This is a genomic window from Shewanella amazonensis SB2B (genome assembly GCF_000015245.1).
Classification (GTDB): domain Bacteria; phylum Pseudomonadota; class Gammaproteobacteria; order Enterobacterales; family Shewanellaceae; genus Shewanella; species Shewanella amazonensis.
This window is the reverse complement of sequence record NC_008700.1, coordinates 3,215,149-3,241,122: the sequence shown is the minus strand read 5'-3', so window position 1 is coordinate 3,241,122 and position 25,974 is coordinate 3,215,149. Positions and strand designations below refer to the sequence as shown.

The following is a 25,974-nucleotide window of genomic DNA, read 5'->3' as shown; positions in this document are numbered from 1 at the left end:
GACTCATCACCGGCCCACAGTGGGCCGGGGTAAATGCCTGGCGTTTTGCACGCATCCGCCTGCGCTACAGCTTGGTGCTGAAAAACTCGGTGAGTTTGGCAAAGGGGATCAAGGCCGTGCGGTCGTATAGGTCTACGTGTCCGGCATCCTTGACCAGATACAGCTCTTTGGGCTCAGCGGCCAGGGCGTAGGCTTCCTGACTGAATTCAATCGAGTGGGCATTCTCACCGCTGATAAACAGCAGAGGGCGCGGTGAGATGCTTTCTATGTCATTGAGCGGATAGAAATTCATAAACTTGACGTTGCTGCTCAGTGTGGGGTGGGTGGTCAGCTCAGCACTGGCACCCTCCGGCGTAAATTGGCCTCGGGGTGTGCGATAAAAGTCATAGAACTCCCTGGCAATGGGATGAGAGTTGTCGTCAATTTCGTGGGGAGTACCGCCTGTGTATTTGGTTTCTCCGCCGCTGAATTCCACATAGCGCTGCGCTGCCGCATCCGCGAGCACCTGCTTGCGTTGCGCCATCGACTGGGACTTGCCGTAGAGATGGCGACTAAAGCCTCCCATGTCGTACATGCTGACGGTGGCAATGGCTTTCAGGCGAGGGTCGATTTTGGCGGCGCTGATGGCGAAACCGCCACTGCCACAGATCCCGAGCACGCCGATCCGATCCCGATCGGCAAACTGGCTGGTACCGAGGAAATCAACGGCGGCACTGAAATCTTCGGCATACATATCGGGCAGTACCGCATTGCGTGGACTGCCTTCGCTTTCGCCCCAAAACGACAGGTCGATAGCGAGTGTGATAAAGCCTTGCTCGGCCAGTTTCTGGGCATAAAGCGTGGCGCTTTGCTCTTTTACTGCACCCATGGGGTGGCCAACGATGATGGCCGGTCTGCGCTCTCCTGATTTGATGTCTTTTGGCAGGTAGAGGTTGCCGGTGACATTCATACGGAACTGATTTTTAAAGGTGACTTTTTGCATTTGCAGACGATTGCTCCGATAAAAATTATTGGCGCTGCTTGATGGTGGCAGTTGCAGCCCGGTAGTTTGTGCCTGCGCATCCATTGGCAGGAATGCGCCTGTAGTACCAAGTAAGGTGCCCAGTACCAGTGTGGTGATGGATGTTTTCAATGCTGTTTCCTTCTCAGAGACTGGATTAGTGCTCCGGTTGCAGACATTTTTGTCGGAGCAGGGATGAGGTCTATTGTCTGGAAAACAGGCATACACAAGAAAGGATGAAGGTCCGGATTGATTGCCTGAAAATCCGGACTTTTGTTTTATGTGGACTCAGCCGGCACATGTCAAAGCGACTGAGGGTCTGGCGTTACTGCGCGCTTTTGGCCGGTGCGAACACTTCCCGGGCGACGTCAAGGGCCGTCATGGCACTGGGCCAACCGGCATAAAAGGCCAGTTGGGTGATGACCTCTATGAGCTCTGCGTGGGACAGGCCATTTTCCAGTGCCTTGGTGAGATGAAATCTCAACTGTTCCGGCCTGTGCTGGGTGATGAGCGCCGCCACTGTTATTAAGCTTCGGTCACGTTGCGAGAGCTCTTCCCCGCCCCACACGGGGCCAAACAGAATGTCATCGGTGAGATAGGCAAGCTTTGGGGCAAAATCCCCAAATATCTTGTGCGCAATACCCGTGTTATCAGCCATAAAACCTCCGTAAGCAAGCTGTGGTTCTGCAGCTACCATCCTAGTGGTGCAAGGCTGTTGATGTGTTGCCTGAAGCAGCTGTTTCATTGCCCATTAATCTGGCAGCGTCTCGATTTTTAGTGTCCTGGACATGCCAGTTCCCTGCTGTGTTCGCTCAGGCTGTGCCATCTCTGGTTTGCCGCCGGCATTTTTGGATATACATCAAGGCGAAAGGGTTGGCATCGGGCACTGGATGCGGCTGGTTCGTGTAGTTCTTTAGACTGATTAATAAGGATTTTTCCGTATGGTTAACGATTAAATTTTCTTCGGGATTTACCTCTTATCGATGGTCTTGTAAAAAAACATCGGTTAATGTAGCCGGTTGTTGCAACGGGTTTTCCCCTGAGAACAGATAGCCCGTGGTAATGGTTAGAACATCACGCCTGAACAATGAAAAAACCAAGCAGTACCAATACAAAAGGTAAGAGGTGATCTATGAAGGAATGGTATTTATCCCACCAGGGTGAAATCAGCGGCCCCTTCGGACTGACTGAAGCCAATCTGTTTATCGCTGCCCATCCAGACAGTTACGCCTGGGAGCCATCGTTTGCCCAGTGGGTACCGGTAAGCCACATCGACGAGTTTGAGCTTAAGCTAACGCCACCGCCGCCCCCCAAAGCGGTGCCTGAGACCCTGATTGAGCGCGTATTTGCCAAAGAGCAGGGACTGAAGCAGTCGCTGGAGCCCATCGCTGCCAGCCTGACGTCACTGCAGCAAAGCCTGTCCACACTCGGTGCCGATATCAAGGGCAGCAAAACGGTTACTCAGAGCCTGAATCAAGAGGTCAATCAGACACTGCGCACCATCAATGAGCAGTATGAGGCGTTGCAGAAAAAGCTGGCTGGTTTTGCCGTAAGACAAGGCTAACCCCATTCCACACAGTCGCCGTGGCGATGAACAAGAATGATGATTATGAAGAAATGGATTCTTTCACATAAAGGTGCGCAGAGTGCGCCAATGACCCATGCCGAGGCCATCGCGTTTTTACAGGATAAACCCGACAGTTATGGCTGGCATCCTTCTTACACCCAGTGGCTTCCTGTGAGTCACATTCCTGAATTCAGTGGCCAAATCCCCACACCGGCTCCTGTAGCAACCACAGTCCCCCAAACCCTTTCGTCAGCATTCGCTCGCCGCCGTCAGGAGCTTACTGAGCAAGCCGCCGCCCTTGAGGCCAGCGTCACAGCCACTCAGGGGTTACTCGGTGCGCTGGAGCAGGAAATTACCACCTACAAGCGCCTTACCCATAAGCTCAGTGATGAGGTCAAGCGGGGTATTGCGGGCATCGAGGAAGACGCAGGCCAGTACCGTAAGCAACTGGACGACCTCAGCTACGCACTGGCGATGGCCAAAGTTGAACTCGCTGAAGTGAGTGAGGGGTTTGAGCTGTGTCTGCGTGAGCGCAAGGCAAAATCGGATGCGGGTCAGGATGCGGTGTCGAGCGCAGTGAGTGCTCCGCAGCTTACCAAAGGGATGGCCGGTTTAGCAGCGGCACCTCGAATTGATGCGGTTACTCCCACTTTTGAGCCTGCATCTGACTCTATACCTGAGCTTAAGCATCAGCCTGAGCCCGAGCTTAAGCCTGAGCCTGGCGCCAACCCCGAACGACTTGAAGTCGATAGCGAACTGCTTGTCGATACGCCCAAGGCCAGTATTGAAATCGCGCCTCTGGAGTTTGAGTCCATCGCGCTGGAGCAAGCTGAATCAGTGCTTCCGGCGGCTTCAGCGCAAGAGCTGTCAGCAGTATCCGGTCTCGAACTCACAGAGGATACTTCATCGACGAAGGGCGAGGTGGAGGCAGAAGCCGAACACAAACACAAACACGAGCTGCTTTTGCACGAAGATGATGAGAGCCTCAGTGCCGAACTGGCCCTGTCATTGGCCTGGGAGCAAGAGCTGTCCAATGCACTGGAGCCGCTGCCTCAGGAGAAGGAAGCCGCAAACGAGGTATCCCGTACCGAGCCCGATGAGATTGACGAGGCTGATGAGAGCGTTGAAGCCGATGGAAGTGCCTCCGGGATAACAGCGTACAAGGCTGTCAGGCCCGAAACATCCGAGCTCAAGATGGAAAAGCCTGATACTGCAAAGCCTGAACCTGCGAAGCTTTCCGGCATCGAATTTGCCCCGATCACGCAGAGTCTTGAAGCGCCTCAGGCTCCCAGTGCTGTCACCTCGGCGAAAGATCCCGCATTACTTCCCCAAGATCCTGTTGCTGTAAAGCGGCCCAAAATGATTTCGGTAAATGACTTTATCGCTTCCCTCGATGCTGCCGAAGCGGCCAAGGGCACAACCGATAGCGCGTTTGCAGAGGCGCCAGTCACCGGAGATGTGTCTACCCCCACAGGGTCGTCAAAAGGTGGTTCTCTGTCGTTGGACCCGGTCGCTGTAAAGGCCAATCCCGATGATTTTTTCGCGTCCCTGATGCCAAGCACTTTGCCGGATCCTGTGCCCAGTCGTCCCCAGGGTAAAGATGGCTTGTTCGGCTTTTCCCCCGAAGACTTTGACCATGATGGAATGGCTGTGAACGCCTCTGCCACTGAATCCGGAGCTGAAGAGAGTGACACTGTGTCAGTAAAGCTGGGGGGCGGTAAGGCACCGGCGGCTGAGCCATCCATAAAGACGGAAAAGAACGAGCCCAAAGGTAAACTGCCTTCGGTGACCAGTATCTTTAAGTCCGTATTCAAGGGCGATAAGAAGGAAGGGCACAAGGAGGCCGACGTCGACGGGGATGAAGACGATGAGTTGTCAGCAGACCCGGCGATGCCCGGCGATACGCTGAGCGACGGGCAATCCAGTCAGCCCAGGCCGCAGAAAGGCGATCTTGAAGGCCGTATGCGCCGTAGAAGTCGCAGACGCGGTTGATTGACGCGTGCCTTAAAACGCCCGGCAGCTTTGCCGGGCGTTTTGTTTGTGCGAGGGAAAGGTTAATCCTTTGGCTCAGTCAGCGCCCTTGGTTTTGCGCCTGGCCAGCCAACAGGCGAAGGGATAGCTGAGCTGTCCCATGAAGGTCCGGGGCAGGGGCTTGGTGGTGCCATAGTGGGCGGGCCAGTGCTGTGATGGCACATGCAGGGTGCCGAACAACCAGTCGTAAATGGGAGTGTGCGCGCCATAGTTGGTATCTATGGCCGGTTTTTCCGAGCTGTGATGCCAGTGGTGGAACCAGGGCGTCACCAACAGGTACTTGATGGGGCCAAAATGCAGTCGGGTGTTGCAATGGATAAGCACCGCCTGCAGCGCCGCAAAGGCCACGTAGATGTCGAGCGCGGCCTTGTCAGGCCCAAGGAGATAAAGGGGCACCATCACCATGGCACGTTCGGAGAACATCTGAATAAAGTGACCTCGGGAGCCCGCGAGCCAGTCTAAATCTTCCACCGAGTGATGCACCGCATGAATGGGCCACAAAAAGCCGACTTCGTGAAACAGACGATGTTCCCAGTAGAGGACAAAATCGGCCGCGAGGATAATGGCCACCACCTGCACCCACAGTGGCAATGCCTGAACCCAGGCCTGTACCTCGTCGCTGACCGCCCAGTGGAAGTGGCTAACATGGTAGTTCGCGTACAGCAGGATGGCGGAAATCGCCAAATGGTTGAATACGAAATACCAGAGATCCAGCCCCCATCCGGGGCGCAAAATCACCTGATCTTTATACCTTGGCAGCAGTTTCTCCAGGGTCATAAAAATAAACACCGACCCCAAAAACGCCAGGATGAGCCAATCCACACCGAGTGAGAGCGCTTTGGGCGCAACGGGGCCCACAGGAATTTGCCAGCCACCCAGCAAAAACGCAGTACTTGTGAGGCCGATACCGGTTAATCCCAGCCGGCGATAGCCACCCAGCACAAAAGTCAGCAATCCAAAAAAGAGCGAAAAATACATGCCGTATTTCAGCACTTGCTGAAGTTCTTTGGCGTCGTAAACTGCCCTGAGTTCTGTGGTGGTGAGATAAGAGGGATAAAGATAGGCCAGCACGGCTAATAGGCTGAGCGCCCCTAAACATACGCTGGCAAAGCCGCTGATTTTCCCTTCCCCGAGTCGGAAGGCTTTGTGGGGGCGTGGGGGCACGTCCCTTTGCTGATATTGATACTGCTCATCCATGGCTGAATATCCTTGTTTCGGGGCCGCACGACGCCGACCGGGGGCCGGTTGTTGCCCCGTTGGCGGCCAAATCCAATTGCGGCGATTATGTCACAGCCTTCAGCATGGCGTCACCCCGATGCCACAGCCCCGGGCGGTCGGGATAGCGCGCTGCTCCGATGGGACATGCTAAGCTTTCAGCATATGCCAAAAGGAATAGTACAAAAGGATGTAGTGTGAAGACTGCATGGAACTGCCGCATGTGGCGCCCCTCTGTCTTGCTTGTGGGCGCAATGGCGCTGGCCGGAAGGTCAGTCATTGCTCTGATACTGACTTCTCTGGCATTTGCCGCTGCCTTAGCCAAGCCGCTTGCCACTGATTTTGAACCCGGTGCCGGCAATCACCTCAATCCTGATTATGTGGCGCGCGCCTTTGCCGCTGTTGTGCATGGCCGTGAGTACGAAGCAGGCAGTTTTCCGCTTGCCAAGTGGGCCACAGAGATACGATTTACCATCGAAGAGCAGGTTCAGGAGCCGGTGCAGCGCCAATTGGTGCTGATGCACCTTAAGCAGCTTGGTGAACTCACCGGACTCGCTATCCGGGAAGTCGATGCCAATAAGGCAAATCTTCATATTCTTTTTACCCGTCAGCGGGATTGGGGGGGGGAAGTGAAGCGCCGCCTGGGGGCCAAGGCCGCTGCCAATTTGCATGGTGCCGTGTGCCTGGCTCATTTTGAGGCGCCGGGTGGTGTTATTCGTCGGGCACAGGTGTTTATTCCTGTGGATCAGGCGAGAATGCATGGCAAGTTGGTGTCCTGCGTGGTGGAAGAGCTGACGCAGGTGCTGGGGTTGCCGAATGACAGCGACGCTGTATTCCCCTCGGTATTCAATGATAAAGCGGCTGCTGACTTGCTCACGCCCCTGGACTGGGTGCTTATCCGTTTGCTGTATCACAATGCCCTGACACCGGGCATGAGTCGCACCCAAACTGCCCCTGTTATCGCCGAACTCTTGGCCGCATGGCTCGCCGATGGCACCCTGGCGAGCGCCGATTATGAAGTGCGCCGGGGTGAACTCTATCGTCTGTTGGGACGCTGACTGGTCACTGCATGCTGGTGTAACAAATTTGTTTCCAGTATCTTGTGGGCACAATGGATTACAGACAGTGCGACGCTTATCACTTATGGAATTACCGGCACTTACTTCTCAGATAAAGATGAAAATCTCGGGACTCTTTAATCGTCCCTTCGCTCAACCGTTCACCCGCATCCTCTCTGGCCTGAAACAATTCTGGCACAGCCTTAACTTTGCCCAGCGTTGCTATGTGACGGCCACGTTATTGCTGCTGATTGAAACTGTGCTGATGCTGGATTTGGGGCCCTGGTTCCTTGGCCTGATGTCTGTGTTGGTGCTCACTGGCCTGGTGAGTGAGTTCTGGCCACGCTTTTTGCACGTGTGGCACAGTTTACCAGGTAAGGCGCTGATTTTGCTGTTTTATGCGGTAGTTGCCAACTTTGCTCTGGGTAACGCCGCAGGCATGGTCAATGAGGTGACCGGGGTGGCGGCATCCAGTTTGCCCTACAGTCATAACTTCGCGATTTTACTCAGTCTGCCGGGGTGGTTTTTTATCACCTCGCTGCTGATGTTACTGCTGGCCCAGGTGGCCATGCCCTTTTACCTGTTGCTGCTGTTATTGCTCAAACCCTTTGGTATTCATGCCCTCTGGCATCCTCCCCATTACCGCTTTGTGTTCACCACTGCTCTGGTTCGTTGGTTTTGGAGTATCGCGCTGCTTATCCAACTCTTGATGCTGGGGGCCTTTACCGGTGTGGGCTCAGACTCCAGTGCCTTTACGTCGGGTTTATACGAAGGATTTTTCGCGGCCGATGAAAAAGTGCAAAAAAAGGTGATAGACACCGGGATATTGCCCACCCCTGCTGAAGACTCAACGGCGAGTACTGCCTCGGGGGCCGTGTCAGACGCTGTGACCGAAGAGCTTGATAATTCTGACGGCAGCTTTGGCGTACATATTACCCGCGACGGAGAAACCTCCAATCTGGCGTCCATGCCGGTGCGTGAGATGAAGGACAGGGCCGAGCGCTACCACAGCTTACAGCAGTCGATGCTGGCGTATTTTATTTATGTATATGAATCAGATAGCCGCTCCCGTTGCCAACATACCGAAGGCAGCAAGGTGGTGGAGCTGAATGACTATGAAATTCTGGAAGTCCTGAAAGACGACAGTATTCCTTTGGGGTACAGCTACAGCGTTAAACGCTGTATTTCGCCAGCCTTTGGCCAATGATATCAATCCGGCTGAAACAGAATTAAATCCATAAAAAAGCTGCCACAGGGCAGCTTTTTTATGAACGTGTCTGTTATACCTCAGGCCTCTTCGGCGAGGCTTTGACTAACGTTGCACAATCGGGCGAGCCTGGTGCCATGTCTTACATCAGGAGCGAACTTATCTGGGTTAATGCAGACGTATGGCCTTGATTAACACAGGCGTTTTGGGCTCGTGGAAGGCGATTTTTTTGTCTTCATCATAATATTTTTCAATCACTTCCTGATTGGCGATGGCATCGAGTACGGCTTCGCCCTCAACCAGTTGGCCAAACACGGTATAGCGGCCATCCAGGTGTGGCCTCGCTTCATGGCAGATGTAAAATTCCGTGGAGCCTGAGTTGGGGTCTTCGTCCCGGGCAAGCCCCAGGGTGCCTTTGATGTGGGGATGCTGGTTGAACTCGGCTTCCACCCTGGGCTCTGTGTTTTCATCCAGGCTGCCTGCCTGAATAACATGCCCCTTGACGACCCGATAAAAGGACTTGCCTTCGTACCAACCGCTTTGAGCGAGTCGTTGAAAGTTGGCGACTGTCCTTGGCGCTTCATTGGGGAAAAACTCAAAGGTCATGTCACCCAGACTGGTTTCTATGGTGACAAGATTTTCTGCCTTCACCCCTGTGCCAATCAGGGCGAGACAAAGTGTCATTAAGGGCAGTAACAGCCGAAATGAATGGTGCTGGTGGGCGAGTTGCATAGCTGGGGCCAGTTGGGGAACAGTGCGTTCTAAGCTACAGAGATTGGTGAGAAATTCAAACACTAATCCCGGCAGTGCTTCGGCCTTCCCCTGCTAATCTGAGGTGCGTTGTATGACTTAATTTACCTGTGTGGGTACAGACACTGGCAGTACCAGTTTGAAACAGGCCCCGCCCAGAGAATCACTCCTGCCGGCTTCAATTGTACCGCCGTGCCAGTCGACAATTTTTCGGGTGATGGCAAGTCCGAGACCATATCCAGGTAGGTTTCTTCCAGCACCACTGCGCACGTAAGGCATGAAAAGCTCGTCAATTTTGTCTGTCAGAAGTCCTTCTCCGTCGTCTTCTATCAACACGCACACCCCTTGCTCAGTACTGGAACAGCGGATCAGGACTTTGGAAGCAGAGTACTTGATGGCATTGTCTATCAGGTTTTTGATAGCCCTTGCCATCAGGCGCTCATCGGCAGCGATTGGCGTGGTACAGAGTTCATGGAACTCAATATGCTTGTCAGAATACTGACCCAGTAACCCAATGTAGTGGCGTATGGGGACGGTTAAATTGAGCAGCCCCAGATCCAGTTTTGGCGTTAGATGCTCCAGTCGGGAAAAATCCAGGTATTCTTTCACCAGCGTATTGAGCTCATCAATGTCTTCTTGCAGGGTGTCACGGCACTCTTCCAGATTGTCCCGGTCCAATATGGCAAGGGTGAAGTTGAGTCTGCTCAGGCTGGTGCGCATCTCGTGGGACAGGGTATGGGAGAGTTCTTTTTGCAGGGCCAACAAACGCGCAATTTTATTCACCATCCAAAAGATGGCATCGTTAACCGGCTGAAAATAGCGTGATGTTGGCAGTTGCAGCGACTCGAATTGACGGTTTTTACTGAAGCGAAGGCTGACTTCCCTGAGGCGATACATGTCCCGAAACAGCGGGTACAGCCCCATCAGGATTAGCGTTGCCAATAATAAGTAAAAGGCGGTGACATACCAACCCGGGTGAGGTTTGGCCGGGATGGGGCCAAATTGCAATAACATGTCCTTTGTCATCGCGCGATAATAGATCTCATCTTCCCCCATCGACAGTGCCAGTATTTCGCCTGTCGCCAATCGTTGCCAGCTTTCCGCCGGCATTTGAATACTGCGGGTGTCTATCAGGGAGAGCTGCGAAAAAGGCAGAGATGTGTGCGGTTGGCAGACCTGAGACCGGCAATAGTCGTCAGCCAGCTCAAACAGATAATGCAAATCCACCTGTACTTCTGCGCGTTGCTGGTAACGCTGAAAACTGTAGTCACCAATAAAAATAACGGCAAAGGTTACCAAAACAACCAGGGCGTAATAGCCCAGAAATCGGGTCAGCAATTCAGGTCTTTCTCCGACAGCATGTAACCCTGCCCCCAGGACGTATAGATACGGCAACGAACCTTTTTGTTGGTTTCCAGTTTCTTACGTAAACGACTGATCCGGCCATCAACCGTTCGGTCGATACCGTTGTATTCCCGGCCAACCGTTTTGGTAAACAAATACTCGCGACTGACTTGTTCTTCCCGGTGCTCAAGTAAAATCCACAGCAAATCGAATTCGTAGCGGGAAAGGGGGAGGAGCCCTCCCCCTACCAGAACTGTTCGCCGCTGTTTATCGATTTCCAGGTTGCCGTAATGAATTTTCTCAGTGGTTTTTACCTGGGGCTTGTGTCGCTGTAAATTCGCTTTTATCCGTGCCACTAAAAGCGGTGGCGGAACGGGTTTGCAGATATAGTCGTCGGCACCGAGATTAAAGCCTTGTAGCTGGTCTTCTACATCGCTCAGTGCGGTCATAAAAATAAAGGGGCCGTTAAAGCTCTGCCTGAGGCTTTTGGCAATTTCAAAGCCATTTGTCCCAGGCAGCATGACATCACACAGTATCAAGTCAAATTGATTACTTGCTATTAACTCCGCCAAATCATCACCATTTACGAAATGGTGTACTTCAAAGCCTTCTTTCGTCAAAAAGCGCTTTACGGAGCGGGCCAGCTGATAATCATCTTCTATCAGCAGCAGTTGGTTGCTTACTTTCATCAAAACACACTCCAAAGGTGACGACGGGTTCGGCGCACATCAACACCAAGTTCCAGCAGTTGCACTTTGGCAACAGCATGACTATCACTGGCAACCATCATAAATTCGTGTTCGATAGGCACATCTATGGCCAAGGTGATCTCACCGCGCAAGGGAGAGCTGCCACAGTACAGTGGATATTCTTGTGCCCGGCGAAAAATGCAAAAATCGCTCTCTGTGTGCAGTTGCCACTGAAAACTGAATTCGCCCTGACAATGTTGCCCTTGCTCCACAACGCAATAAACCGGAACCACTTCAAAAGACTCTATGATCCCGTTATCGGCGCGAGCCGTTCTTGGTAGCATTAACATCACTATCAGCAAGCCGGTTATTATGATTATGTGCTTTGCCATCATTTGCCTCAGAATAATTTCTTGATGCCGATGAAGTAAGTTAATAGGTGAGTGTCTTCAAAAATTGGACTGTGATGAATGGTGTCATCAAGCCAAATGTTTCGAACGTTGCCACTTACGAAATAATTATTTCCAAGGTCATACGCTGCGGACAACTGAATATAAGGATTGATAGCTGAATCTGCCCGGTAATTATAAACTTGATAGAATAATTCCTGATATTCACCGTTATAATAATATTCGGTTAATTTACTGCTTTTGTACGTTGCACCGAATTGCGCTTCAAAGTTGATATTTTTCCAGTTGTATTGTTTCCCTAAACTCAGGTTGATCTCATAACCATGGTGCACTTTACTGACGTCAGTCAGGGCCAATACTTGTGCATCGAACCAGCCAAAATAACGGGCTGCCACGCCGGCCATGTAAGACATGGATTTATGTTCTGGATAAAGTGGGGGGAGTTCGACAGCAGTTTCAACCACATCCCGGGAGCGAATGGGGATCATGCCAGTAAAGGAGGCCATGAGACGTCGATTATCGCCCGGGAACAGCAGGCCATCCATATTTTGCTGCCCTACCAGCTCCAGACTGTATGCGGGGGCATCATATAAGGTGAAGGAGACATCCAGGTTTTCGACGCTGAATCTTTCACCGTAGTAGCGAAATTCAGGCAGTACGTAGAGAGGGATATTGTCCTGGCCACGCAACGGATTTTTCAACGCACCAACACCCACGCTCAGCCCCAGATACCAGCTGCCCACCGGAACCAAGGTGCCATTGGAGTCAGGCAGTGTATTTTTATTCGCACTGACAGCAGATGAAAATAACAACAATATCAATAGTAAACGAAACAACTAACACGCCCTCAATTGTTATGCGAATTATTTTTCGATTTATTCAGTTGGCCGGCGCATCCATTCAGGCAGGGCACACTAGCAAAGTGATTATGTAAAAGCAATGTAACATCAGGTGTCTGAAACTTTTGGTGCTGATGCGAGCTGTTAAAATCTCTTGTTAATTAATGCATTAATAATATCTTTATCAAAGTGTATCAGGCGCATTTGCGACAAAGTTGCGACAAATGTGGCTGGTAAGTGATTTTATTTTCCTGGTTTTGAGTATTAAAAGGCCCCTCTTTTATGAGGGGCCTTTATTCAAGGTGTTGATTAATTTCGCATTAGCGAGAACGACGACGCAGTGCCGCCAATGGCATTAACAGCAAGGCCAACCAGCCAAGTGCGCCACCACCATCTTTATCAGCTGGCGCTGCCGGTTCGGCAGGTGAGGCTTTGGCAACGACCTTGACCGCCACTTCGGCGCTGGCTGTTTCATCGCCATCAGACACAGTGACTGTAAAGGTGTGATTGCCAGTAGCCAAACCTGTTACCTGAGTAACGGCTGCGGCGCTGTCAGCGATATTGCCGTCGCCTTCCCATGTGAACGTCAGGCTGTCACCATCAGGATCCATAGAAGCGCTGGCATCCAGGGTCAGTGTGTCGCCTTCGGTAATGGTAAGGTTGGTGTCGCTTACCTTGGCCACTGGGGCGTCGGCTTCCGGCGTGACAGTCAGGATAAAGCTGGTGCTGACGGCATCGCCGGGGTTGTTGGCGTCGGATACAGTGACTGTTACTTCGGTCTGGCCGAAGAAGTCAGCTTCCGGAACCAGATCGAAGGTAGCACCGGGTTCGTTGCCATTGACCACGGCAGTGATGTGCTCACCGGTTACCTTGATGACGTTGGGTACAGTGTTGCTGTCGCTGTAGGCCACCATCACATCTTCCAGACTCGAGTCCTCGCTGATGGTGTAATCCTTGATGGCACCAATCTTGAGGTTGCTGGGGACGTTGATGCTGTAGCTAAGCTCGCTTTGCTCCACGTCTGTGCCGTTCAGGGTTGCCACTATATCTTGTGGCTGACCGGCAGCATTGGTCTTGACCAGAACGTCGAAGGTGACGTCAAACTGTGACGACTCTGGGCCGGCATAGTCATAACAGATCACCATTTCGTCTTCTATCTTATCCCGTGCATCACCGAATAGGTACTGGGCACCGATAGGACCATTGGTTGGGCCATAAGGATCACGTGGACCCACAAAGCCTTTCAGACCTATGGTACTGAAACCATCGGTTGGACCCCAGTTCAGGTTGTCGTAGGCAAAGTACATCTCATATTCGCCATCACCAAAACCGTAGTTGCTGTTGAGCAGCACTTCAAAGTCCACCGAGTCGCCGCGGGAGGTATAGACAATCTTTTTGTTGACGTAGTCCCATGACGCATCGGCCATATAGGCGTTGTCCCACTCGACTATCATCATCCCGGCCGCGGTATAGGCCAGGGAAATACCCTTGTTGTCCTTGTCGCTATACGCGTTTGGCTGCAGCGGGGCGTACTGACGTCCCCAATCCAGGCCGTTGTCAGTGTAGTGCACACCGCGCCAGAGGGGGGCAATCGGCAGGTAAGGGAAACTGGGCTGATTGAGATCCTGGTTATCACCAAAGAAGTCCGGCAACTCATCCAACTGCAGATAACCTATCGGATTGATGCGCACTATCGGTGTCTTCTCATACTGGAAGTTATTGAACAGCGAAATGCGGCCATCTTTACCCCAAACGGAACGCAGGTCGAACTCGAACACATCCTGATAGCCGCCACCCAATTGGGTTGGGAAGCCGAATTGACGCAGATCCAGGTACTTGCTGTCTTCACCCTGACCCAGGTTCGGCAGACGGCACATGGCATCGTCCTTGCTGGTGGTGATCTTGTACTCGGGCGCGGCGTGCAGGGTGGATTCCTGTGTACCTACCAGGCTGAAGCCAGAGTCGGTAATGGCCAGCTCACCGGCTGCTGCGCGGGACACCTTGAGGCTGTCCTCAACCAGGTACAGGTTGTCAGGAATTTGCACATCCAGGCTAAAGTCGCGGTCATAACCATCGAGGTTTTCCTTGAGGTGCAGAGTCACGCTTACCCGCTGATCGGCAAGCGCCTGGGTTTGTGATCCCTTGATGGTGAACTCGTTGGCGCCACGGTACAGGCGGGTTGCTACTGTATCCACGTTGGCAATGTTGTTGGCATCAGTGCCGACCATCAGGGCGCTGTAGTACACATCCCCTTCCACGGACTCTGGCAACTCCCAGTTCAGGGTCAGTTCACTGGGGTTGATACCGTCGGTGACGCTTGGACCGGTGACGCTGAGATTGCTTGCCGCATCTTTGGATACCACAGCGGTGGCAATCTCAAAGGTGTCTGTGGGGCGGTCAACGTAGGATGGGCCACGGTAGTTATCTATCACCACCCAGTAGTTACCCGCTTCAGGGTTATCTATGTTACAGAATTCATCGTTGCCGAAGGTAGCCGAATAACATATGGCCTCTTCTTCCCATTGAGGGACCCCGTCGTTGTTGAGGTCAATACCCACATAAATGTCGGCATCACCACCCCACATTGGGTAGAGGTCGATGGGGGCTGTGGAGTCCTTCAGACCCAGGACCTCCACCACTATGCGGGCGCTGTTGGCGGGCACATCCACCATGTACAGGAAGTCGTCGTCATTGACCACTCGGCGGTTACCGAAGCCACCCACGTTATTTTCGTTCTGCTGCAGGGTGACCAGTTGCTTGTCGCCCTTAACCGGCGTCGCGGCCGTGAAAGTGGCATCGTTCAGCTGGGGCAGCATGATATTGCTCAGCACATGCTTGCCGCTGCCTCGGTTCATTTCCAGATTGATGGCACTTGGCAGGCTGCCCTCGTCATACTTGAACACCACCGGCCAGTAAATCTGCGGCACTTCGGGGTTGTTGGAACTCAGGAATACCCGGGCATGCACTTCCTGCTCGGCGCTGCCGTTATGGGACTGGGAATCCACTATGTCCGCTGTGATGACCACGGATTGGGTTTCACCGGCCTTGAGGGTGAAGGTTTCCGGCATGGCTTTCAGGCGCACGCTGTACTCATCAGTCTCGGTGCTGATGGCCCAGGTACCGTCTTCGGTGGCGGTCACTTCTCGAACCCAGCTGCAAGGCGCCTTACAGTTAAGGTTCACCAGCTCAGGCAGGTTCAGGCGGGTTGGCATGCCGCCGTTGCTTGGGTCGGCAGCGCGGAAGTTGGCTGCAGTCTCATTCATGAGAAGACCCGCGTTGATGGCATTGGCTACGTTGATGCGACCTGAGCCTGCTCGGTAAATGCCGGCATCGAGGAAGTTTTGTGCCCAGCTGTAAGGCTTGTAGGTTACCACCTGCTCTGCCGTCATCTGCAGCGCAGATTGTACTTGCTGCGGGGTCCAGTCCGGGTGGGCATCGCGTACCAGTGCCATGGCACCGGCGGTGTGCGGGCTCGCCATGGAGGTACCGCTCATGATGGTCCAGTCACTGGCCGCCGGGGCACTGGTGAAAGGCTGGTCATCCGCGTTGGCTGCGAAAATATTCACGCCGGGCGCGGTGACTGAGGGCACCAGATGCTCTGGGTTGTATGGCGCAGGGCCACGAGAGGAAAACTCAGCCAAAATATCCTGCTGGGTCGGATCCACATTGCGCACCATTTCGGACGCCGTAATGGTGGCCATGTGGTCAGTACCGCTGAGCAGCCAGGGCTTGAGTTTGTAGGTCCAGTCGCGGGCACTGAGATGGATACCGGGAAGGGAATAGATGTCGTCGAAGATCTTGCCTTCCGGGTTGCTGCTGCTGAAGTTGGTGTTGTAGAGCACAAAACCACCGGCACCACCGGCCTTGACGTTGTCGGCCTTGGCAACGCGTGGAACCTCTCCGCGCTCACAGATGACGATATCATCGGCCGCAAAGGTGCCTTCGGGGAATGGCTGGGCGCAGAGCTTGTCACCAAAGTCTTCCGCCAAGACCAGATGACCTGTCACTTCACCGCTGATACTGCCGCCCATCAGGGTCGCAGGGGGAGTGGTATCGCCACCGCTGAAGCCGGTCATGGTCTTGCCTTCCACATTCAGGGTACGACCCGTAGTGGAGGCGGCAACAGTCAAAATCCAGGGCGAGGTGTTGTCGATATAACCGAAAATTTCCATGGAGCCGTTGGTGCCTGTATTACCGGCCGCGGCAGCAACCATGATGCCAGCCTCGTGGGCATTCAGGAAAGCTTTCTGAGTTGGGGCTGACCAGGGTTCGCTGCCCATGGGGCTGCCAATAGAGAAGTTGATAACATCAACACCGGCATCGATGGCATCTTCAATGGCGGCCACAATGGCATCACTGGCACAACCGGCATAGGGCACAAAGTCGGCTGAATAACACACCTGGAAGGCCACCACGTTGGCATGGGGCGCGACACCGGACACTTGCGGAAACTCATAGCCTGTAGGGACACCGTCACCCATAGCGCCTTCTGGCACCACGAAAGGCACGTTCTTTTTCACGTTACCTGCGGCGGTAGAGGCTGTGTGTGAACCGTGACCATTGTAGTCCTCACCAAAGCGTGGGCGGATTTCCACTGCAGGGTCATACCAAGGCTTGTTGGGGTCCTGGAATTCGTCGGCGGAATATTGGTCGGTAATTTCTTCGTAACTGAACACACCAATCAGCTTGTCGTTACAGCGATCGGCGAATTCGGCCTTGGCACAATCACCCAGATAATTGCCGCTACCCAGCGGGTTTTCGACGGTATAGCCGTCGTCACCGGTGGGGGCAAAACTGGGGTGATCTGTATTGATGCCTGTGTCGATGACGCCAACAACCACACCCTCGCCCATGTAGGGCATCATGCTGGCAGTGTTACCGGTCCACACCTTGTCAGCGCCTATTATGCCAGGGCCAACGTCGGTCTGAAGTTCAAGAATTTGGCGACGGCTAATGCTCTTCACTGCGCCCATACTGGCAAGGCGCATTGCCTCGTCCTGGGTCATCTTGGTGGTGAAACCGTTGATTGCCTTGGTAAAGCGCAATGGGGTTTCCAGTGAGCGACCAACAACCGATGAAGCCTCGGACAAGATGGAGTCCTGCTTTTCTAGGATAGCGCGCTCAATCGAGGCGGCTTCCGGTGATTTCAGGGCTTCGCCCTTCAGGCCTGTTACTGAAGCAAGGCCAAAGGGCTGGCTGCTCTGGGTGAGCGCGCGACTGCCCGCAAAAGAGTCTTGCACCGTGTTGCCATAGAGCTCAATGATGTAAACCTGCTCCCCGCTGACGCCTTCTTCAGGCTTGAACTTGTCGGCGGCAGTGGCACGCTGCAGTTGTACGTTCTTGCCACTGTTGGTCTTAACACGGGAGCTGTAGGCTTCAACTTTGTTTACCTGGGTACGTTGCTGTTCTTCGACGGAAGGCAGTTGAACCTGCTTCAGCGCATTGATACCGGCAACAGGGGTGATATCTGTCGATGCTGCTGCCATACCTGAGGCGTACAGTGCCGCCATGGTGGCCAGAGTGATGGATTTTAACTTCACACGTCCTCCTGAAAGGGTTTTTGTGCTTTTTAGTAATAATTTTGTTAATCGGTTTGCGTATGTCAGCCCGGATTCTGTTACCGGGAGGACATTGTTATATGCAAATCTGCAGAGCGAGTCATATGGCAAGGGTGTTGCAATATGTGGGTTTTATGACTGTTTCAGAATGGGATATGTGCGCTGAAGTCAGAGCGATTGGGCGTTGGCGCCTTTAGCTTTGAGTAAACAATGTTTTTACAATTACTGTACATTTCAGGTGACTTTGCTGGCCCTTGCGGATTTCGATGGTGACGTATTGGAGCGCCATATCTGGTTAGCATTGGCATAGTTATCCTGTGACAAATTCAACGCAGCGAACTGTGTGGCGGCAGTGCCAGGAGGAAATGGATGGAAGCGGGATACTATGATGTCGACCCGACAAAAGAGTCGGGTCAAAACCGCTGGTCAGAAGTCTCTGCTGCGGCATGGTCGGGTACATGATTTCTGGGTTATTTGTCCGTAGGGGTTTGGATATCCAACAGCTCAATGACGAATTCCAGGGTAGCAAAGGGTGGGATTTCTCCGCCCAAAGCACCACGACTGCCATATCCCAAATCATGGGGCAGGGTAAGGCGGAACTTGCTGCCCACAGGCATTAACTGCAGCCCTTCGGTCCAGCCTTTGATGACCTGGTCGAGTGAAAAAGTGGCTGGAGCGTTGCGTTTAAAAGAACTGTCGAACACCTTGCCATCGATAAGCTGTCCCTCGTAATGCACGCTTACTATATCTTTTGGGCCCGGCTTTGGGCCTGTTCCCAGGGTCAGTACCTCGTATTGCAATCCTGATTCTGTGGTGGTCACCCCAGGTTTTTTGCCGTTTTCCACCAAAAAAGAACTGTTACTTGCCAGCTGCTGTGCCTTGAATTGCTCGGCGCGTCGTTTTTGGGTCGCCAGACGCATTTCACTGACTAGCTTCCCTGCAACCTCGTGATCCATGCTGGCCTTATCACGCAGTGCATCGCCAAAGGCCGCGATGATAATGGCTTCATCGAGCGGCTCATTGATCTCAGCCTGTGCTTTAAGGTACTCCCGGGCAAAGTTGCCGAATTGGGATCCCACAGCATAGGACTTTTCGACCGTTGCCGATTGCGCTGTTTCGGCATTGGCTGTGATGGCATTTTGTGCGGGGGGAGGGGATTGAACTGTGGGTTCGCAACCCATGAGTAACGTCGCAGTCAGTAGCGGAAGGACGAACTTTTGATGTGTATAGTGGCTCACCTGGACTCCGTAACATCTTTGTAAAAGAACTCATACTAACGGTTACGGATTTACAGACTCAACGCATAAATTGTGCGCCTTTGTACAAGCGATTATGAGCTGAGAATGCAGGCGTTCCATGCATTTCAAGCGGATGTTTGATTAACAGTGTGGTCTTGAGGATGTAGAGGGGTTTTGATTTATCTGCTTGTTTTAATTTAAATTTTTAAGATTGATTCAATGGGTGGCTTAGTGCTGGTACAGCCAGCCGGTGCGCACGCTCAGACCTGTGATAACAAAGGCCATCGCCAGTAGGGTCACAACAACGATGTGACCAGCCATGGTGTACAGCAGGTGACTGTTGGTTTTATCGCGGGTGTGGCATGAAGCCTCGGCGACCAGCTGGGGCAGTACCCTGAACCTGGCACTCAGGGCCGTGAGGAGTGTCAGCAGCAACAGCAGTAACTTGGTCTTGATGATGGCCGAAAACGGCTGAGCCTCGGCAAACCAGAGTGCAGGGTTGGGCAAATAGTGGCGCGCCAGCATCATGCCTGTGGTGACTTGCACCGCAAGGGCTGTCATGGCCAGTTTTTCAAAGCGCGATTCAAAATCCAGTAAAGGTTGAGGATCTTTGTTTTTCAGGGCGGCGGGCAGGATGCTTAAGGTTAAAACCAAATGGCCACCTGTCCAGAGAATTGCCCCCAGTAGGTGCAGCAGTAAAATCGTGGCGTACAAGGTAAAGGCTCCCAAAGGCGCCCTGTCGACGTGAAGGGCGGCTTTGGCTAGCTTAAGGGAGGTGAATCAAGGCGCCTTGATCCAGGTTAATTCCCGGAAAAAGTAAGCAAACGGGGGTTAACACCGGTTCGCCTGCGTATGGGAATACGCTTTAGCCCTTAACCCTTAACCCTTAACCTCGGGCAGCAGGATAGTGCCTTTAAGGTAATCCACTGCCTGACCGGAGATCCTGACTCTGTCGCCGACAAGTTCACACAACAGGCTGCCGGGACGGGACGACAATTGCCGGGCCGTAAGGCGTGTTTTGTTCAACCTTTTGGCCCAGTATGGTGTCAGTTCACAGTGAGCCGACCCTGTTACCGGGTCTTCGTCCACTTTGAGTCTCGGGAAAAAGCAGCGACTGACAAAGTCCACCTCGTCGCCGGGCGCTGTGACAACCACGCCTCTCTGGGGCAGGCTGTGCCAGGGGGTAAAGTCCGGCGTTAGGGCTTTTACGCTCGCTTCATCCTTGAGCACGACAATGTAATCAAACCCGGTGAGTACCGCTTCAGCGCCCATGCCCAGACCTGCAATCAGGGCGGCGGGCACCTCGGTGGGATGTGGCACCGTGGCCGGAAAATCCAGGGTGTACATGTCATTGCTGCGTGTCACTGTGAGCACGCCACTGAGTGTCTGGAAGGCAAGCTCATTGCCTTCATGCCCCAGATGGTTGAAAAGTACATGGGCCGCCGCCAGCGTGGCGTGACCGCACAGTTCCACTTCCTCTGCGGGCGTGAACCAGCGCAGGTGGTAGCCGCCGTTCACCGGCACTGTAAACGCGGTTTCCGACAGGTTGTTCTCATTGGCAATACTGGCGAGCAGTTTATCGTCCAGCCAGTGTGGCAACGGACACACTGCGGCCGGATTGCCTTCGAATACCCGGCGAGCGAAGGCATCGACCTGATACAGGGTTATTTCCATGGGACTTCCTTGAAGCAAAATCGGAAACAGATTCGTATTTTGTGCAAGGTATTGTTATTTCAGCTTGTTTGCCTTGAGTCAACCAAGGGATCCCACTCAGGGGACGAAGAAGATGAAAGTCAGCCTTAAGAATTAGCCCGCTTGGCTTGCAGAGATAAGACGGTATTCAATCACGTAGAGTGAATCTAACTCAGGGTAGATGTCGCGGATAACAGCTTTCAAATCCTTAAGTGACAGGTGTTCCTGACGGGCATGTTCCTCGTTCAGGGCATCGAACTGAATGGGCGTGACTGAGCCTATTTCAATATCGCAAAACCAACGGTCTGTTTCATAGGTATGGACGGCGACCCGGGTGCCCGGCACATAGTGTGACTCGGCCTCGTCACGGATGGTGATGGTTTTGTCGCCGGAGAGAATGATGGGTTCAAACCGCTCATAAAAGGTAATTTTAGTTGGATGCACTTTGTCGGCTCCTAGGCTCAAATAAAGGGCGCTTTGTCCCGGGATGATGCCATTTTAACGCTGTAACGCCTGACTGCGGTGCTTTTTCTGCACGCATTTGAAAGAGCTCAAACAAATTTGCCTGAAATGGTAAAACTTTCCTTGTGTCTCACGTTACGTGAGGCCCAAGACTCGCTGTTGTGTCGATGCAGACACGTGTATACGAAAGGTTGTTAAAGAGAGGGTTTCGCGAAAGCCTTGGCTCAGTATCTTTGGCTCAGGACCAAATGGATCAGAACTAAATGGCGCAGAACCCAATGGCGAATGCCCCAAAGCGCGACTGCCGATGCTGGCGGCCATGTACCTTGGCGATGACAGGTTCAGGCCGTTTTACGATCGCTTTGGCGAAGGCACGGCAGCACTGATGCACGATGGTCTGTTGGCCTATGCCGCCAGCGATTGAGGTCTTATGACTTTCCAGTAAAAAAACCGGCGTGATGCCGGTTTTTTATTTACTAATCAATATGCTCATATTCACGGCAGATAAGTTGGGTATCCGCCTCAGACAGGGACTCGCCGGTCAGGCCGCATTGGAAATGCCCTTCTGCAGGGCTTTGATTGTAGCGGCACTGGTGGCACACGCCAAAGGCGCGGCCACCATTAGTCTGTTGCAGCTGCTTCAAAAGTGCAGCGAGGGCGCTTGTCAGCCGGGAGTCAAATCCATGCTCAGTGTATAAGGCACAAAGCAAGGGAGATTGGGTCAGCTCGGCGAGCAGCGCCAATCCGGTTTCAGAGGGTTTGAGGTGTATCACACGTTTGTCTTTGGCATCGGCATGGCGCTCAATCAGCCCCTTTTTCTCCAACACCTTCAGCGTCTGCGACACGGTTCCCTTGGTCTGGCCCAGGTATTCACACAGGGCCATCAGGGTATCCGAGTAGCGGTTGCACTCACCCAGATAGCACAGGGCATCGAACTGCACCGGCAGCAGCCCCAACTCGACTAATTTGTTTCGCCTTTCGCCGCGCAGCAGCGCCGCAATGCGTTCCAGCAACTGCTGGATCTGGATGGTTTCTGAAGTCATGAAACAATTGTATCGCCTCGAAACTATGTTGACAAGACTGGATCATTTTGGTTTTAATTGTTTCGACTCAAAACGATCAAGGAGAGCCACTATGAAACCGTCACAACTCGCCATTGCAACCCTGTCAGGCTTGCTGCTCAGCGCAGCCGCAATAGGCCACGGCGCCCATCAGGGCGGCATTCAGGCCAAAACTGATAAGGCGATAGAACCCGCCTTTGACATAGTGCATGCCAAAATCACCACCAAGGGCAATGTGGCAACCTTCCACATGGGCGTTGCCGGTGAAGCCGGGAGCCTCCTTCCCAAGGCTGGTGGCAAGCTTGAGGGCGCCTCGGCCTTTGCCTACGTCTGGCCGACCAGTATCGACAGTGGCGAAGTGGGCTTTGACGCCGGGGCGGGCATTCTGGCGCTGGCGGTGGCGAGCCATCCAGACTTTGACGATACGCCTTTGTTTGATGAAAACGGCGATAACAATACCGACAATGACGGCGACTTGTGGCACAGCCACTGGGTGGTGTTGGTCGCCGACGAGGCATGCGGCCCGGGCAAGCTCAAGGTGAAGGATATTCCCGAAGGAGCCCGCCCCAAGCTGCCCAAGACCTGGCCCGGCCTACCCCTGTATATCGACAGCCCAGGCTTCGACCCGCTGCTGAGCGGTGACAGAGTCGAAGTGAAGGTGCCATTCGACAATATCGATGTTGTCGCGTCCGCCAGCTTTGACGGGGTGACATCTGGCCTCAGAGTCAGTGCCAATTTGCATGCGCCGCTGTTTTGTGTGGTGGATGTGTTCGATGTTGCCTCTGGCGACCTGAGTCTGCCTGGCAAGGTGAATCATTAAGGAGCGGGTTATGTCGCACGTTGAATTTCCGCTGGCACCCGAACTTGCCGTCAGTGCCTGGCTCAATACGCCAACCCCGCTCAGTCTTGAGGACTTTCGTGGCAAACCATTGCTGATTTATGTATTTCAGATGCTGTGCCCCGCCTGCATCAGCCATGGACTGCCGCAGCTGGCCCGGGTGGCAAACACCTTCGGTGATGACATTGCCATCATGGGGCTGCACTCGGTGTTTGAGCATCACGGCGTCATGGGGCCGGAGGCGCTGCAGGCCTTTGTGCATGAGTATCGGCTCAGGTTTCCCATCGCCATCGACCGTCCGGCCGGACGCATACCCGAGACCATGGCTCGCTGGGGATTTCAGGGCACGCCCACCCTGGTACTGCTGGATGCGGATGGCCGGGTGAGGATGCAACATCTTGGAGTGCTGGAAGATATGAAACTCGGTAAGGCGATAGGAACCCTGCTGTTGCAAGACGCCCTGCTGGCGGGGGAGGTCAATAGGCCTGAGACTTCAGACTCTGGCCTGTCAGCCGGTTCAGGTCCTGACTTATGTGACGACAGGCATTGCCAGCAATAACAAGCCGCCTTGGTGACACGCCCCGCACACAATAAAAAAACCGGCCAATGGCCGGTTTTTTTATTGTGTGGTCTGGGCAAGATTAGCCCTGATTGCGCTCGCCACCTTTGGCACTACTGCGGGGCCGCTGCTGGCCCTGTCCCTGGGGGCGATTGCCGCTGCGGGGCTTGTTGCTGGCAGCTCTGTCAGTGTTCGGGCGGTCGCTGCGGGGCTTGTCGTTTCGAGCGCTGTCAGTGCGGGCATCGCTGCGGCCGTTTTCGCTACGAGCGTTGTCGCTACGAGCTTTATCACCATGAGCCCTGGCGCTGTGGGGCCTTTCACTGCGAGCCTGGTCGTTACCCCTTCTTTCACGGCGTGGCTGTTCGCTGCGAGATGGATTTTTGTCCTGCTGACTGCGCTCTTCCTGTGCCCGGCTTCCCTGGCGCTGCTTTGGCTGGGCATTGCGGCTCTGGCCCTGAGGCTTTCGTCCCTGGCTCTTATTGCCGGGCTTGGCGCCTTGCTTACTTCCACCTGGCTTGGACTTGCCCTGATTTTCACTGGGGGGCAGGCCGTGAACAGGTTCAAAACCCACAAACTCTTTGCGGGGCAGTGACTGCTTAATCAGTCGCTCAATGTCTCTGAGTTGCTTGGCTTCTTCATTGCAAACCAAAGAGGCCGCTTCACCGCTGGCACCGGCGCGGCCGGTACGGCCAATGCGGTGTACGTAGTCTTCCGGTACGTGGGGCAGCTCGAAGTTGACCACGTTGGGCAATTCACTGATATCGATACCGCGGGCCGCAATATCGGTGGCAATCAGCATGCGAATGGCGCCGCGTTTGAAGTCGGCCAGCGCCTGGGTGCGGGCGTTCTGACTCTTGTTACCATGGATGGCCGCAGCCTTGATGCCTTCGGCATCCATCTGGCGTACCAGACGGTTGGCGCCGTGCTTGGTGCGGCAAAATACCAGTACCTGCTGCCAGCGGTAAAAACGGGTCAGCTCGGCAAGCAGGGCCGGCTTTTGGTTTTTGTCCACCGGCACTATCCACTGCTTGACGCTTTCGGCGGCGCTGTTTCTCGGGGTAACAGATACCTCGGCGGCATTGTGCAACAGTCCATGGGCCAAGGTGCGGATTTCAGGGGAGAAAGTAGCCGAAAACAGCAAGTTTTGACGCTTGGCAGGCAGCAGCTTCAGGATGCGTTTGATGTCGTGGATAAAGCCCATGTCCAGCATGCGGTCGGCTTCGTCCAGCACCAGAATTTCCAGACCATGGAAGCTGACGGCGTTTTGCTGATGCAAATCCAGCAGGCGGCCCGGCGTTGCCACCAGGATGTCGATGCCACGGCGCAGGGTGGTGATCTGCGGGCCAATACCTACCCCACCAAATACCACGGTGCTTTTCAGCGGCAGATACTTGCTGTAAGCGGTGATGTTATCGGCGATTTGCGCCGCAAGCTCCCGGGTGGGAGTCAGGATAAGGGCGCGCACCTGCTTGGGGCCGGCCTTTTGGGTTTGGGATAACAATTCGAGCAAGGGCAGGGTAAAGCCTGCGGTTTTGCCGGTACCAGTCTGAGCGGCGGCGAGCAAATCCCGTCCTTCAAGCACTACAGGAATGGCCTGGGCCTGAATGGGAGACGGGGTTTTATAGCCCTTATGATCGAGGGCTTTGAGGATGGGCGCCGACAGGCCCAGTGAGGCAAAACTCATGCAGTCTTCTCTTGCTTGCAGGAAAGGTGTTCGGGCAGGCTTGATGGCCGCGCCCGTAGCAGGGGGCGCAAGCTTACCAAAGCACCGGGCATGCCGCCATGTAAATGGCCGCAAACCTGCGTTTATTTGTTGGTTTTACGCGTTCATCCCCGTTTAAGGCGATTCTGGAACACTGTGGCAACACGGGGCAGCGCAGTTATTCATGCCTTGTTTATGGATAGTTGATTTAAAGGAAAAGGCAATGACACAAAAAATTCTCTCGCTGGCATTGGGTGCCCTGTTGATGTCTGGCTGCGGCTGGTTTGGGGGGGATGAAAAGGCGGCGATGGAGCAGGCCTGGCTTGCGCGTAATGCCGACATTCAGCAAGCGATTGAGCAAATTCGTGCCGAGGGGCTGGATGCTGTGGTGGTAAGCGCCGAAGCCGGGTCGGTGGCGGCCTGTGTGGCCAATAAACTTGCCGAAGACCCGCTGGGCGAGTTGGTAAACGTGGAAGGGGCGCTGGTGGAGTCGGCCAAGGTGGCTGAGTTGCTCGCCAATGTGCAGTCGATGATGGAACAGGAATTTGATCTGCAAAATGCAGCTGCCCTCCTGCAGCAGGGCTCCGATGTGGCAGCCTATGCCAAGGCGCTGATTGAGCAGGAAGGGCTGGAAGGCGCTTCCCAAACATTGGCGCGCATGGCGAGCCAGGCTCAGGCTTTTGCCGGACAGGATCTGGGGCAACACTTCAAGACCCTGATTGGCAGCTGCGAGACGACTGCCGGGACCTGACAG

At 54.0% G+C, this 25,974-nt stretch carries 23 protein-coding genes; 8 read left to right on the top strand and 15 right to left on the bottom strand.

Annotated elements, in window-relative coordinates:
* Positions 1–64 precede the first annotated feature (64 nt).
* Both SAMA_RS14175 and SAMA_RS14170 read right to left on the bottom strand, forming a co-directional pair.
* Positions 65–1,132 (bottom strand): alpha/beta hydrolase, encoded by a 1,068-nt coding sequence (locus SAMA_RS14175; protein WP_011760816.1) that lies wholly within the window; start codon positions 1,130–1,132, stop codon positions 65–67.
* A 193-nt stretch (positions 1,133–1,325) separates the two neighbouring features.
* The gene (locus SAMA_RS14170) at positions 1,326–1,658 is read right to left on the bottom strand and encodes a carboxymuconolactone decarboxylase family protein (protein WP_041410475.1); all 333 of its coding nucleotides are present in this window, start codon (positions 1,656–1,658) and stop codon (positions 1,326–1,328) included.
* A 474-nt stretch (positions 1,659–2,132) separates the two neighbouring features.
* On the opposite strand from SAMA_RS14170, the gene SAMA_RS14165 reads away from it, so the two are divergent.
* Both SAMA_RS14165 and SAMA_RS14160 read left to right on the top strand, forming a co-directional pair.
* Positions 2,133–2,564: a DUF4339 domain-containing protein gene (locus tag SAMA_RS14165; protein ID WP_011760814.1), complete on the top strand. Its 432-nt coding sequence runs from the start codon at positions 2,133–2,135 to the stop codon at positions 2,562–2,564.
* 45 nt (positions 2,565–2,609) lie between these two features.
* Positions 2,610–4,559: a DUF4339 domain-containing protein gene (locus tag SAMA_RS14160; protein WP_041409879.1), complete on the top strand. Its 1,950-nt coding sequence runs from the start codon at positions 2,610–2,612 to the stop codon at positions 4,557–4,559.
* 75 nt (positions 4,560–4,634) lie between these two features.
* Here the strand turns inward: SAMA_RS14160 and SAMA_RS14155 are convergent, their stop codons facing one another.
* Positions 4,635–5,795: a sterol desaturase family protein gene (locus SAMA_RS14155; RefSeq protein WP_011760812.1), complete on the bottom strand. Its 1,161-nt coding sequence runs from the start codon at positions 5,793–5,795 to the stop codon at positions 4,635–4,637.
* Positions 5,796–6,010: 215 nt separating this feature from the next.
* On the opposite strand from SAMA_RS14155, the gene SAMA_RS14150 reads away from it, so the two are divergent.
* A complete protein-coding gene (locus SAMA_RS14150) occupies positions 6,011–6,871 on the top strand; it encodes a DUF2927 domain-containing protein (protein WP_011760811.1) in 861 nt (286 codons plus the stop codon).
* Between the two features lie 118 nt (positions 6,872–6,989).
* Positions 6,990–8,078, top strand: a complete 1,089-nt coding sequence (locus tag SAMA_RS14145; protein WP_041409878.1) for a hypothetical protein — start codon at positions 6,990–6,992, stop codon at positions 8,076–8,078.
* Positions 8,079–8,246: 168 nt separating this feature from the next.
* Here SAMA_RS14145 and SAMA_RS14140 read toward each other — a convergent pair whose 3' ends face one another.
* The 10 genes from SAMA_RS14140 to yqfB all read right to left on the bottom strand — a co-directional run bounded on the left by SAMA_RS14140 (position 8,247) and on the right by yqfB (position 21,042).
* Entirely contained in the window at positions 8,247–8,810 is a 564-nt protein-coding gene (locus tag SAMA_RS14140) for a peptidylprolyl isomerase (RefSeq protein WP_011760809.1), read from the bottom strand.
* A gap of 117 nt (positions 8,811–8,927) precedes the next feature.
* Positions 8,928–10,166 carry a sensor histidine kinase gene (locus SAMA_RS14135; protein WP_011760808.1) on the bottom strand — a complete coding sequence of 413 codons (1,239 nt, stop codon included), beginning with the start codon at positions 10,164–10,166 and terminating at the stop codon, positions 8,928–8,930.
* Positions 10,160–10,861: a response regulator transcription factor gene (locus SAMA_RS14130; protein WP_011760807.1), complete on the bottom strand. Its 702-nt coding sequence runs from the start codon at positions 10,859–10,861 to the stop codon at positions 10,160–10,162. The genes SAMA_RS14135 and SAMA_RS14130 overlap by 7 nt, the downstream gene beginning before the upstream one ends.
* A complete protein-coding gene (locus SAMA_RS14125; protein ID WP_198134284.1) occupies positions 10,861–11,205 on the bottom strand; it encodes a DUF3019 domain-containing protein in 345 nt (114 codons plus the stop codon). The genes SAMA_RS14130 and SAMA_RS14125 overlap by 1 nt, the downstream gene beginning before the upstream one ends.
* Before the next feature lie 56 nt (positions 11,206–11,261).
* Entirely contained in the window at positions 11,262–12,107 is an 846-nt protein-coding gene (locus SAMA_RS14120; RefSeq protein WP_011760805.1) for a MipA/OmpV family protein, read from the bottom strand.
* Between the two features lie 323 nt (positions 12,108–12,430).
* Positions 12,431–17,650, bottom strand: coding sequence for a S8 family serine peptidase (locus SAMA_RS19855; RefSeq protein WP_011760804.1), 5,220 nt, complete (start codon positions 17,648–17,650; stop codon positions 12,431–12,433).
* Positions 17,651–18,138: 488 nt separating this feature from the next.
* Complete coding sequence (locus SAMA_RS14110) at positions 18,139–18,906, bottom strand: FKBP-type peptidyl-prolyl cis-trans isomerase (protein WP_011760803.1); 768 nt, start codon at positions 18,904–18,906, stop codon at positions 18,139–18,141.
* Positions 18,907–19,134: 228 nt separating this feature from the next.
* Complete coding sequence (locus tag SAMA_RS14105; RefSeq protein ID WP_041410469.1) at positions 19,135–19,620, bottom strand: CopD family protein; 486 nt, start codon at positions 19,618–19,620, stop codon at positions 19,135–19,137.
* A 165-nt stretch (positions 19,621–19,785) separates the two neighbouring features.
* Positions 19,786–20,580 carry a PhzF family phenazine biosynthesis protein gene (locus SAMA_RS14100; protein ID WP_011760801.1) on the bottom strand — a complete coding sequence of 265 codons (795 nt, stop codon included), beginning with the start codon at positions 20,578–20,580 and terminating at the stop codon, positions 19,786–19,788.
* A gap of 132 nt (positions 20,581–20,712) precedes the next feature.
* Entirely contained in the window at positions 20,713–21,042 is a 330-nt protein-coding gene (yqfB, locus tag SAMA_RS14095) for a N(4)-acetylcytidine aminohydrolase (protein ID WP_011760800.1), read from the bottom strand.
* 157 nt (positions 21,043–21,199) lie between these two features.
* Here yqfB and SAMA_RS19850 point away from each other — a divergent pair, with 157 nt between their 5' ends.
* Positions 21,200–21,484, top strand: a complete 285-nt coding sequence (locus SAMA_RS19850) for a TipAS antibiotic-recognition domain-containing protein (protein ID WP_011760799.1) — start codon at positions 21,200–21,202, stop codon at positions 21,482–21,484.
* A gap of 52 nt (positions 21,485–21,536) precedes the next feature.
* On the opposite strand, the gene SAMA_RS14090 is transcribed toward SAMA_RS19850, so the two are convergent.
* Positions 21,537–22,103 (bottom strand): MarR family winged helix-turn-helix transcriptional regulator, encoded by a 567-nt coding sequence (locus SAMA_RS14090; RefSeq protein WP_011760798.1) that lies wholly within the window; start codon positions 22,101–22,103, stop codon positions 21,537–21,539.
* Positions 22,104–22,194: 91 nt separating this feature from the next.
* On the opposite strand from SAMA_RS14090, the gene SAMA_RS14085 reads away from it, so the two are divergent.
* A complete protein-coding gene (locus SAMA_RS14085) occupies positions 22,195–22,941 on the top strand; it encodes a hypothetical protein (protein WP_011760797.1) in 747 nt (248 codons plus the stop codon).
* A 10-nt stretch (positions 22,942–22,951) separates the two neighbouring features.
* Positions 22,952–23,518: a TlpA disulfide reductase family protein gene (locus SAMA_RS14080; RefSeq protein ID WP_011760796.1), complete on the top strand. Its 567-nt coding sequence runs from the start codon at positions 22,952–22,954 to the stop codon at positions 23,516–23,518.
* Positions 23,519–23,600: 82 nt separating this feature from the next.
* Here the strand turns inward: SAMA_RS14080 and SAMA_RS14075 are convergent, their stop codons facing one another.
* On the bottom strand, positions 23,601–25,202 hold the full coding sequence (locus tag SAMA_RS14075; RefSeq protein WP_011760795.1) for a DEAD/DEAH box helicase: 1,602 nt from the start codon (positions 25,200–25,202) through the stop codon (positions 23,601–23,603).
* Positions 25,203–25,443: 241 nt separating this feature from the next.
* Here SAMA_RS14075 and SAMA_RS14070 point away from each other — a divergent pair, with 241 nt between their 5' ends.
* The gene (locus SAMA_RS14070; RefSeq protein WP_011760794.1) at positions 25,444–25,971 is read left to right on the top strand and encodes a hypothetical protein; all 528 of its coding nucleotides are present in this window, start codon (positions 25,444–25,446) and stop codon (positions 25,969–25,971) included.
* The last annotated feature ends 3 nt before the right edge of the window (positions 25,972–25,974 follow it).